Annotated in this window: 8 protein-coding genes; 7 read left to right on the forward strand and 1 reads right to left on the reverse strand. The window is 74.6% G+C overall.

Features of this window, described 5'->3' with window-relative positions; translation table 11 throughout:
• Nucleotides 1-42: 42 nt before the first annotated feature.
• Nucleotides 43-1377 carry a UDP-N-acetylglucosamine 1-carboxyvinyltransferase gene (gene murA / locus ABZ312_RS31305; protein ID WP_499512116.1) on the reverse strand — a complete coding sequence of 445 codons (1335 nt, stop codon included), beginning with the start codon at nucleotides 1375-1377 and terminating at the stop codon, nucleotides 43-45.
• A 252-nt stretch (nucleotides 1378-1629) separates the two neighbouring features.
• On the opposite strand from murA, the gene ABZ312_RS31310 reads away from it, so the two are divergent.
• The 7 genes from ABZ312_RS31310 (at nucleotide 1630) to ABZ312_RS31340 (ending at nucleotide 10331) form a co-directional block, all read left to right on the forward strand.
• Nucleotides 1630-2208 carry a YqgE/AlgH family protein gene (locus tag ABZ312_RS31310; RefSeq protein WP_499512115.1) on the forward strand — a complete coding sequence of 193 codons (579 nt, stop codon included), beginning with the start codon at nucleotides 1630-1632 and terminating at the stop codon, nucleotides 2206-2208.
• Nucleotides 2209-2219: 11 nt separating this feature from the next.
• Nucleotides 2220-2507 (forward strand): DUF3039 domain-containing protein, encoded by a 288-nt coding sequence (locus ABZ312_RS31315; RefSeq protein WP_499512114.1) that lies wholly within the window; start codon nucleotides 2220-2222, stop codon nucleotides 2505-2507.
• Between the two features lie 67 nt (nucleotides 2508-2574).
• On the forward strand, nucleotides 2575-3738 hold the full coding sequence (locus tag ABZ312_RS31320; RefSeq protein ID WP_500330080.1) for a hypothetical protein: 1164 nt from the start codon (nucleotides 2575-2577) through the stop codon (nucleotides 3736-3738).
• 83 nt (nucleotides 3739-3821) lie between these two features.
• Nucleotides 3822-5453 (forward strand): beta-N-acetylhexosaminidase, encoded by a 1632-nt coding sequence (locus ABZ312_RS31325; RefSeq protein ID WP_500330078.1) that lies wholly within the window; start codon nucleotides 3822-3824, stop codon nucleotides 5451-5453.
• Between the two features lie 261 nt (nucleotides 5454-5714).
• A complete protein-coding gene (locus ABZ312_RS31330; protein WP_499512111.1) occupies nucleotides 5715-6608 on the forward strand; it encodes an FAD binding domain-containing protein in 894 nt (297 codons plus the stop codon).
• A complete protein-coding gene (locus tag ABZ312_RS31335) occupies nucleotides 6605-7933 on the forward strand; it encodes a (2Fe-2S)-binding protein (protein WP_500330076.1) in 1329 nt (442 codons plus the stop codon). The genes ABZ312_RS31330 and ABZ312_RS31335 overlap by 4 nt, the downstream gene beginning before the upstream one ends.
• A gap of 61 nt (nucleotides 7934-7994) precedes the next feature.
• Entirely contained in the window at nucleotides 7995-10331 is a 2337-nt protein-coding gene (locus ABZ312_RS31340; protein ID WP_500439234.1) for a xanthine dehydrogenase family protein molybdopterin-binding subunit, read from the forward strand.
• Nucleotides 10332-10516 lie beyond the last annotated feature (185 nt).

Genomic DNA, 10516 nt, shown 5'->3' on the forward strand with positions numbered 1-10516 from the left:
GGCCGCCCTTCGTGTGTTCCGGACGGTGGGCCGGGCGCCGGGTCAGTCCGCGGCGGGCAGCTCGACCTTCGCGCCGAGCTTCTCCAGCTTGCCCATGAAGTTCTCGTAGCCGCGGTTGATCAGGTCGATGCCGTGCACCCGGGAGGTGCCCTGCGCCGCCAGGGCCGCGATGAGGTACGAGAAGCCGCCTCGCAGGTCGGGGATGACCAGGTCGGCGCCCTGCAGCCGGGTGGGGCCGCTGACGACCGCGGAGTGCAGGAAGTTGCGCTGGCCGAAGCGGCAGGGGGTGCCGCCCAGGCACTCGCGGTAGAGCTGGATGTGGGCGCCCATCTGGTTGAGCGCCGAGGTGAAGCCCAGCCGGGACTCGTACACCGTCTCGTGGACGATGGACAGGCCCGAGGCCTGCGTGAGGGCCACGACCAGGGGCTGCTGCCAGTCGGTCTGGAATCCGGGGTGGACGTCGGTCTCCAGGGCGATGGCGTTCAGCGGGCCGCCGGGGTGCCAGAAGCGGATGCCGTGGTCGTCGACCTCGAAGGCCCCGCCCACCTTGCGGAAGACGTTGAGGAAGGTCATCATCTCGCGCTGGCTGGCGCCGCGGACGTAGACGTTGCCCTCGGTGGCCAGGGCCGCGCAGGCCCAGGAGGCGGCCTCCAGGCGGTCCGGGAGGGCGCGGTGGTTGTAGCCGCCGAGCTTGTCCACGCCGGTGATGTGGATGGTGCGGTTGGTGCCCATCGTGATGATGGCGCCCATCTTCTGCAGGACGCAGATGAGGTCCTCGATCTCCGGCTCGATCGCGGCGTTGCTCAGCTCGGTGACGCCCTCGGCCAGGACGGCCGTCAGCAGCACCTGCTCGGTCGCGCCGACCGACGGGTACGGGAGCTCGATCTTGCAGCCGCGCAGCCGCTGCGGGGCCTCCAGGTACTGGCCCTCGGGGCGCTTCTCGATGACCGCGCCGAACTTGCGCAGCACGTCGAAGTGGAAGTCGATCGGCCGGCCGCCGATGTCGCAGCCGCCCAGGCCCGGGATGAAGGCGTGGCCGAGGCGGTGCAGCAGGGGGCCGCAGAACAGGATCGGGATCCGCGAGGAGCCCGCGTGCGCGTCGATGTCGGCGACGTTCGCGCTCTCCACCTTGGACGGGTCGAGCACCAGTTCCCCGGGCTCCTCACCGGCCTGCACCGTCACCCCGTGCAGCTGGAGCAGACCCCGCACCACGCGCACGTCGCGGATGTCGGGCACGTTGCGCAGCCGGCTGGGTTCGCTGCCCAGCAGCGCGGCCACCATCGCCTTGGGCACGAGGTTCTTCGCGCCGCGGACATGGATCTCCCCCTCGAGGGGGGTGCCGCCGTGGACGAGCAGTACGTCGTTAAGGCCGGTCATTGCTCTCGCGTTCCTGGAGACGGGCAGAAAGGAAGCTAGGTCCCCGCAGGCACCAAGGGGAAATGGTAATCGGCCTTCCGGCGCCGGGGAGAGGCCTGTGAGGTCCCACTCATGTAATGGCTTCGCTACAGCACCCTGTGCGGTCGCGCGCCTCCGGAGGGTCGCCGGCGGCGCGCCCGGTGCGCCGGGCCCGGTCCGGAAAGGGGGCCGTTGCCACCCCGCGCGGCGGCGGAATGCGGGATCATGTTGACCATGACCGAAGTGTCATCGCTCACCGGCAGACTGCTCGTCGCGACGCCCGCGCTCGCGGACCCGAACTTCGACCGGGCGGTGGTGCTCCTCCTCGACCACGACGAGGAGGGGTCCCTCGGCGTCGTCCTCAACCGCCCCACGCCCGTCGGGGTCGGCGACGTCCTGGAGACCTGGGCCGGTCTGGCGGGCGCGCCCCCGGTCGTCTTCCAGGGAGGGCCGGTCTCGCTGGACTCCGCGCTGGGCCTGGCCGTGGTGCCCGGGGAGCCGCGGGACGGCGAGGACGGGGAGCCGCTCGGCTGGCGCCGGGTGTACGGCGCGATCGGCCTGGTCGACCTGGAGGCGCCGCCGGAGCTCCTCGCGGCCGAGCTGGGCTCCCTGCGCATCTTCGCCGGGTACGCCGGATGGGGGCCCGGACAGCTGGAGGACGAGCTCGTCGAGGGCGCCTGGTACGTGGTGGAGTCCGAACCGGGGGACGTCTTCTCCCCGGACCCCGAGCAGCTGTGGCGCTCCGTGCTGCGCAGGCAGCGCAGCGAACTCGCGATGGTCGCGACGTATCCGGACGATCCGTCTCTGAATTAGGCTTGCGTGCCATGAGCACTCTCGAGCCCGAGCGCGGGGCGGGCACCGGCACCCTCGTCGAACCGACCCCGCAGGTGTCGAACGGCGATGGCGACCACGAGCGCTTCGCGCACTACGTTCAGAAGGACAAGATCATGGAGAGCGCGCTCTCCGGATCGCCGGTGGTCGCGCTCTGCGGCAAGGTCTGGGTGCCCGGCCGGGACCCCAAGAAGTACCCGGTCTGCCCGATGTGCAAGGAGATCTTCGAATCCATGCCCACCGGTGGCGGGGACAAGGACAAGGACAAGAGCGGCAAGTAGCGGCCGCCACGGCACCCGGCAGGTACGGCCGCGGCACGGCGGCCGTACCTCGCGCGTTCGGGGGGACATGGCGCAGGACGACGCCGTCACGGCGGACCGGGTCTTCGGGCTGTGCGAGCGGGGGCGCTTCGAGATGGCGCACTCGCTCGTCGACGACGCCTTCGTCGCCCGCAACGGCAGCTTCGGCTACCTCGTACGGGCCAGGGTCTTCGCGTACGAGCGACGGGCCGACCGGGCCCGGGAGGCTGTCGACTGGGCGCTGGCGCATGCGGAGCGCGGCGACCCCGACCCGCCGCTGCTGGCCGGGCTCGTCCTGCTGATGCTCGGCGACGCGCACGGCGCCCTCGGGCTCGGGAGGCGGGTCGTCGCCGCCGACCCCCGCGAATGGCGCGCCCAGGTGCTGGTCGCCGACTCCTGCCGGATGCTCTCCCGTGGCCCCGAGGCGCTCGCCGCCGCCCGGCGGGCCGTCCTGATCGCGCCCCGCGAGGCCGAGGCCCAGGTCGCGCTCGCACGGGCGCTGGACCTCTCCGTCCGCCCCGCCGCCCAGGCCGAACGCCGCACCGTCGTGGCCCGCGCCCTGGAGCTCGGTGCCGCGCCCGCGGATGTGGCGGGGCGGCGCCGGTGGCCGCGGCTCGTGCCCGTGCTGCTGGTGGCCGCGCTGGTGCTGTTCGCCGAACCGGAGGTGCTGGCCGGTGGGGTGGGCGTGCTGGCGGCGCTGGCGGGCGCGCTGTGGCTGCTGCAGGCCCGTCGTTCCGGCAGCACCGGCCTGGGGCGGCTGCAGACCGTACGTGCTTTGGCCCGCGCCGAGTTGAACGGGGACCGGGCCCGCGCCCGGACCGTGGCCCTGACCGTGGCGGCCCATCTGGCCGTGCTGCCGATCGCCGCCACCGGCCTGGCGGCGGCCGCCGCCGCCGACGGCACCCCGTGGCCGCTTCCGGCCGTCCTGGGCGTCGCCGCGGGCGCCGTGGTGGTGCTGCTGGGCGCCGCCCGCGCGGTGCGCTGGTGGTACGGCGACACCTTCCTGCAACGCGACCTGCTGCCCAGCCGGCACGTCGTCCTCCAGTTGACCGCCGTCGTCGCCCTCATCGGCACCGTCGTGGCCCTCTCCGTGGCGCAGGCGAGCTCCACGGCGCTGTGGTCAGCGGTGACCGTGAGCCACCTCCTGTGGTGCGTGGTCGGCGTGCTGATCCCCGTCCTCGCGCTGAACCGGGACCGCCGGGCCCGCGGCTGACGGCTCACCGCGTCCGGCCGGAGCGGGCCGGAAATCGGCGATTGGTCTATTCCAGTTGCCGCGGGCGCGGCAGGATGGGCGCCATGGACCTCATCCCGGCGCCCGTCGAGGCGCACCGGCACGCCGACGGCGGTCACCTCGACCTGGGCCCCGGCACCACCCTGGACGCCGGCCCCGGCACGGAAGGGACCGCGCACTGGCTGCGCGCCACGGTGGGCGCCGCCACCGGGCTCCCGCTGCCGCCGCCGCCCGCGGGCACGCCCGGCACGATCACGCTCCGCCTCGACCCCGACGTGACCGGGCGCCTCGGCGCGGAGGGCCACCGCCTGACGGTGTCCGCCGCGGACGGCGTCCGCATCGCCGGCGGGGGAGCGGCGGGGGTGTTCTGGGGCGCCCAGACCGTACGGCAGTTGCTCGGGGCCGACGCCTTCCGCCGTGCGCCGCTGCCGGGGCGCGACTGGCGCCTGCCGCACTGCACGGTCGAGGACGCCCCGCGGTTCGCGTGGCGCGGCGTACTGCTGGACGTGGCACGGCACTTCATGCCCAAGGACGTCGTCCTGCGCTACGTCGACCTGCTGGCCGCGCACAAGCTGAACGTGCTCCACCTGCACCTGACCGACGACCAGGGCTGGCGGGTGGAGATCCGCCGCCACCCGCGCCTGACCGAGGTCGGTGCCTGGCGCAGCCGGACCAAGGTGGGGCTGCGGGAGTCCCCGTTGTGGGACGAACGCCCGCACGGCGGTTACTACACGCAGGACGACCTCCGCGAGATCGTGGCGTACGCGGCCGGGCGGCACGTGACGATCGTGCCGGAGATCGACGTCCCCGGCCACTCGCAGGCCGCCATCGCCGCCTACCCCGAACTCGGCAACACCGACGTCGTCGACACCGGCGCCCTGCCGGTGCTGGCCAGTTGGGGCATCAACCCGAACGTGCTGGCGCCCACCGAGGCCACCGTGCGCTTCTACGAGGATGTGCTGGACGAGCTCCTGGAGGTCTTCCCCTCGGAGTTCGTCCACATCGGCGGCGACGAGTGCCCCAAGGACCAGTGGCGCGCCTCCGCCACCGTCCAGGCCCGCATCAAGGAGCTGGGGCTGCGCGACGAGGACGAGTTGCAGAGCTGGTTCGTCCGGCACTTCGACACCTGGCTGAGCGCGCGTGGCCGCCGGCTGATCGGCTGGGACGAGATCCTGGAGGGCGGACTGGCCGAGGGCGCCGCCGTCTCCTCCTGGCGCGGCTACGCGGGCGGGATCGCGGCGGCCCGGGCCGGGCACGACGTCGTGATGTGCCCGGAGAGCCAGGTCTACCTGGACTGGCGGCAGTCGGACGGCGAGGACGAGCCGGTGCCGATCGCGCACGTCCGCACCCTGGAGGACGTCTACCGCTTTGAGCCCGTCCCGGACGGCCTCACCGCCGAGGAGGCCGCCCACGTCATCGGCGCGCAGGCCAACATCTGGACGGAGACGATGGATTCGGTCCGCGCGGTGGACTACATGGCCTTCCCGAGGCTCGCCGCCTTCGCCGAGACGGTCTGGAGCCGGCTGCCCCGGCCCGCCGCCCGCGACCACGAGGGCTTCGCCGCGCGAATGACCACCCACTACGGGCGACTTGACGCACTGGGGGTCGAATACCGTCCGCCGGGCGGTCCGCTGCCGTGGCAGCGGCGTCCGGGCGTCATCGGACGCCCGATCGAGGGGCCGCCCCCGATCGTGTGAGGCCTGCCACAACCCGGGGCCGGTCGGCGCGGGAAATGGCAAGGTGGTCTGGCCAATCACGGCAAGGCGCATGAAGGAGGCCATTCCCGTCGCAACCTGGAGAAAGACGCAAACCGGACGGGGTGCCATCCGGAAGGCGGGTTCTCCTTTGCGACCCTCGCGTTGATCACCCCGGAAGATGTGCCAGAGTTGCCACGTCCGGGCTGTCAGCACGTACCGTACGGCTACCGCACCGCGGACAGCCGGGGAAGGGGCAGCTGCGTGAGCACGTACGCACGGCAGGCAGCGCGCAATGTGGCGTTGCCGACCTCGCTCGACGAGGCCGTGGCGGCCTTGGCCGCCACGCCCACAGCCGTGCCCGTCGCCGGAGGCACCGACCTCATGGCGGCCGTGAACTCCGGGCTGCTGCGCCCCGCGGGACTGGTCGGGCTCGGGCGGATCAGCGAGATCCGCGGCTGGCAGTACGCGGACGGCGCGGCGCTGCTCGGCGCCGGCCTCACCCACGCCCGCATGGGCCGCCCGGACTTCGCCGCGCTCATCCCCGCCCTGGCCGCCGCCGCCCGCGCCGCCGGGCCCCCGCAGATCCGCAACGCGGGCACGCTCGGCGGCAACATCGCCGGCGCCGCCCCCACCGGCGACTCGCTGCCCGTGCTGGCCGCCCTGGAGGCGTCCGTCCTCGTCGCCGGCCCGGACGGCAACCGCGAGCTGCCGGTCAGTCACCTGCTCACCGCCATGGACCCGCTGCGGCCGGGCGAGGTCCTGGCATACGTCCGGGTCCCGCTGCTGCACGCGCCGCAGACGTTCCTCAAGGCCACCGGTCGCACCGGACCCGGCCGCGCGATCGCGTCGGTCGCCGTCGTCCTCGACCCCGCCCGCCGGGGCGTACGCTGCGCGGTGGGAGCTGTCGCACCGGTGCCGCTGCGGCCGCTCGAGGCCGAACGCTGGGTCGCCGGGCTGATCGACTGGGACGGCGAGCGGACGCTGGCACCGGAGGCCCTCACGGCCTTCGGCGAGTACGTCGCCGCCGCCTGCATCCCCGACCCCCTGCCGGCCCCGGACGGCACCACGGCCCCCGAACTGCCCCCCGCGGCCGTCCAGCTGCGGCGTACGGTGGCCGCACTGGCCCGCCGCGCGCTGGGGAGGGCACTGGCATGAGTGACGACGTGTACGACGACAGGACACCGGACGGGCGCATGACCGACCAGCCGCAGGCGGGGTCACCCCTGCCGCACGGCGGGGGATTCACCCCTGGGCACGGGGTGTGGGAGCCCCTGCCCCACGGCGAGTACGACGCCGACCAGACCATGCAGGTGTCCTTCGCGGCGCAGCTGTCCATGACCGAGCCCGGAGCCGACCCGCTCGCCGCCCCGGGCCACGGCTACGCGCCCGAGCCGACCGGCGTGCCGATAACGGTCGCCCCCGCGGAGGGGCCCGGCGGCCCGGCCGCCGGTGAGGACGCGGCCACCACGTGGGCGATCCCCGTCGTGCGCGAGGACGCTACCGCCGACGACTCCGGCGAGTACTCGGTGGGCGCCTTCGTGCCGACCCCCGACCCGTCGCGGCCCTGGACCGCCCCCGCCGCCCCGCACGCGCCCCCGCCGGCGCGCCCCGGCGTCGCAGCGGACGGCGGCTGGGCGCTCCCCGCGGACGCCACCGGCCAGTGGACGCTGCCCCTCACCCCGGACGGCGCCTCCGGGGAGTCCGGTGAGTACGGCTTCCCGCCCGTGTCCGCCCCCGCGCCGGACGGCGCGGCCGAGGAGTTCCGGTCCGAGCCGGCCCCCGGCGAGGACACCGCGCACCCGCAGGAGCCCGCGTCGGACCACGGCGCGGACCTCGCCGCCGAAGAGCCCCCGGCGGCGGAGGAGGCGGCCGAGGAGCACGGCGACGGGCCCGGCGCCGACGCGCACAGCGAGCACCCGGTGGACTCCTACGTCCTCAACGTCAACGGCACCGACCGGCCGGTCACCGACGCCTGGCTCGGCGAGTCCCTGCTGTACGTGCTGCGCGAGCGCCTCGGCCTCGCCGGTGCCAAGGACGGCTGCGAGCAGGGCGAGTGCGGCGCGTGCTCGGTCAAGGTCGACGGCCGTCTCGTCGCCTCCTGCCTCGTGCCCGCCGCGACCGCCGCGGGCAGCGACATCCGCACCGTCGAGGGGCTGTCCGCCGCCGGCGGGCCCTCGGACGTCCAGCGCGCGCTGGCCGAGTGCGGGGCCGTGCAGTGCGGTTTCTGCATCCCCGGCATGGCGATGACCGTGCACGACCTGCTCGAGGGCAACCACAGCCCGACCGAGCTGGAGACCCGGCAGGCCATCAGCGGCAACCTCTGCCGCTGCTCCGGGTACCAGGGCGTCCTGGAGGCCGTGCGCCAGGTCGTGGCCGAGCGCGAGGAGACCGCGGCGACCGCCGCGGACGACACCGCGGGCGACCCGGCCGACGGCATCCGCGTCCCGCACCCGCGCCCCTCCTCCGGAGGCCCGGCGTGAGCACCCCGCACCTCCTGACCCGGCACCACCTCCCCCCTCGCGGCAGCGAAAGGTACGCGCGATGACGGGCCCCGACGCCGCGACGGCCACCCCGGCCGTGGGCACCCCCGCGACGGTCGCGACCGGCGCCGCCGAGCAGCAGTCCACACCGCAGGGCATCGGCGCGTCCCTGGCCGCCACCGACGGGATGGCCAAGGCCCAGGGGACGTACCCCTACGCCGCCGACCTGTGGGCCGAGGGCCTGCTGTGGGCGGCCGTGCTGCGCTCCCCGCACCCGCACGCCCGCATCCTGTCCATCGACACCTCCGAGGCCGTCGCACTGCCCGGAGTGCGGGCCGTGGTGACCCACGAGGACGTGCCCGGCGACGCGATGCACGGCCGGCGGGTCGCCGACCGTCCGGTCTTCGCCAAGGACACCGTCCGGCACCACGGCGAGGCCATCGCCGCCGTGGCCGCCGACCACCCCGACACCGCCCGGCTGGCCGCCGCGGCCATCCAGGTCGAGTACGAGGTCCTGGAGCCCGTCATCGACCCCGAGCGGGCGTTCTCGGCGCCCCCCCTGCACCCCGACGGCAATCTGATCCGGCACATCCCGCTGCAGTTCGGCGACCCGGACGCGGTCGGCGAGGTCGTCGTCGAGGGCCTGTACCGGGTCGGCCGCCAGGACCCGGCCCCGGTCGGCGCCGAGGCCGGACTCGCCGTGCCCCGCCCCGACGGCGGCGTGGAGCTGTACGTCGCCTCCACCGACCCGCACACCGACCGCGACCTGGCCGCCGCCTGCTTCGGCCTGGAGCAGGACCGCGTCAAGGTCGTCGTCACCGGCGTGCCCGGTGCGATGGGCGACCGCGAGGACTCCGGCGTGCAGATCCCGCTCGGGCTGCTGGCGCTGAAGACCGGCTGCCCGGTGAAGTTCGTGGCCACCCGCGAGGAGTCCTTCCTCAGCCACAGCCACCGGCACCCCACGCTGCTGCGCTACCGCCACCACGCGGACGCCGAGGGACGGCTGGTCAAGGTCGAGGCCCAGGTGCTGCTCGACGCCGGCGCGTACGCCGACACCTCCGCCGACGCCCTGGCCGCGGCCGTCGCCTTTGCCGCCGGCCCCTACGTCGTGCCGCACGTCTTCGTCGAGGGCTGGGCGGTGCGCACCAACAACCCGCCGTCGGGCCACGTCCGGGGCGAGGGCGCGATGCAGGTCTGCGCGGCCTACGAGGGCCAGATGGACAAGCTCGCCGCCAAACTCGGCCTGGACCCGGCCGAGATCCGCATGCGCAACGTCATGGGCACCGGCGACCTGCTGCCCACCGGCCAGACGGTCACCTGCCCGGCGCCCGTCGGCGAACTGCTCAAGGCCGTGCGCGACACCGACCTGCCGCCGCTGCCCATGGACGACGACGAGTCCGAATGGCTGCTCCCCGGCGGCCTGGAGGGCGCCGGCGAGCCGGGCGCGGTGCGCCGCGGCGTGGGCTACGCGCTCGGCATGGTCCACATGCTCGGCGCCGAGGGCACCGACGAGGTCTCCACCGCCACCGTGCGCGTCCACGACGGAGCCGCCACCGTCATCTGCGCCGCCGTCGACACCGGCCAGGGCTTCGCCACCCTCGCCCGGCAGATCGTGCAGGAGGTGCTCGGCGTCGAGGACGTCCGCGTCCTGCCGTCCGACACCGACCAGCCCCCGGCCGGCGCCGCCGCGCGCGGCCGTCACACCTGGGTCTCCGGCGGCGCCGTCGAACGCGCCGCCAAGATGGTGCGCACCCAGCTGCTGCAGCCGCTCGCCGGGAAGTTCGGCATGTCGCTGGAGCTGCTCTCCATCGCCGACGGCAAGATCACCTCGTACGACGGGGTGCTCTCCACCACCGTCGAGGAGGAGCTGGCCGGCAAGGAGCTGTGGGCCACCGCCCAGTGCCGCCCGCACCCCACCGAGGGGCTCGACGACACCGGCCAGGGCGACGCCTTCGTGGGCCTCGCCTTCTGCGCCGTGCGCGCCGTGGTCGACGTCGACATCGAACTCGGCGCGATCCGGGTCGTGGAGATGGCCGTCGCCCAGGACGTCGGCCGGATCCTCAACCCCGCGCAGCTGTTGGCGCGCATCGAGGCCGGGGTCACCCAGGGCGTCGGCATGGCCCTCATGGAGGACCTCCGCGCGCCGCGCGGCGTCATCAAGCGGCCCAGCCTGACCGGCTATTCGCTGCCCACGGCGCTCGACGCGCCCGCGATCCGCGTGGTCCGGCTCGTCGAGGAACGCGACGTGCTCGCTCCCTTCGGCGCCAAGGCCGCCAGCGCGGTCCCCGTCGTCGTCTCCCCGGCCGCCGTCGCCTCCGCCGTCCGCGCGGCCACCGGCCGTCCGGTCAGCCGGCTGCCCATCCGCCCCCAGCACGCGGTGGCCCGCCCCCAGGGCTGACGCCCCGCCAATCACGATCGAGGGCCCGGTCCATGCGGACCGGGCCCTTCATGGGGAGGCCGTGGCGGGACTCGAACCCACGTCACTCGATGTGCAGGCGTGCCCCGGCCACGCGCCGGAGGCTGGCCGCTGCCGGCGGCCGATTGATTTCCTACAGGAGCGACAGCTCACGACCCGCTAATTTG

This window comes from Streptomyces sp. NPDC006207, from assembly GCF_040613835.1.
In the GTDB taxonomy this organism is placed as follows: Bacteria; Actinomycetota; Actinomycetes; order Streptomycetales; family Streptomycetaceae; genus Actinacidiphila.

Coding starts and splice junctions, on each gene's coding strand:
- murA (WP_499512116.1), bottom strand. CDS start 1,377: ATGACCGGCCTTAACGACGTACTGCTCGTCCACGGCGGCACCCCCCTC.
- ABZ312_RS31310 (WP_499512115.1), top strand. CDS start 1,630: ATGACCGAAGTGTCATCGCTCACCGGCAGACTGCTCGTCGCGACGCCC.
- ABZ312_RS31315 (WP_499512114.1), top strand. CDS start 2,220: ATGAGCACTCTCGAGCCCGAGCGCGGGGCGGGCACCGGCACCCTCGTC.
- ABZ312_RS31320 (WP_500330080.1), top strand. CDS start 2,575: ATGGCGCAGGACGACGCCGTCACGGCGGACCGGGTCTTCGGGCTGTGC.
- ABZ312_RS31325 (WP_500330078.1), top strand. CDS start 3,822: ATGGACCTCATCCCGGCGCCCGTCGAGGCGCACCGGCACGCCGACGGC.
- ABZ312_RS31335 (WP_500330076.1), top strand. CDS start 6,605: ATGAGTGACGACGTGTACGACGACAGGACACCGGACGGGCGCATGACC.
- ABZ312_RS31340 (WP_500439234.1), top strand. CDS start 7,995: ATGACGGGCCCCGACGCCGCGACGGCCACCCCGGCCGTGGGCACCCCC.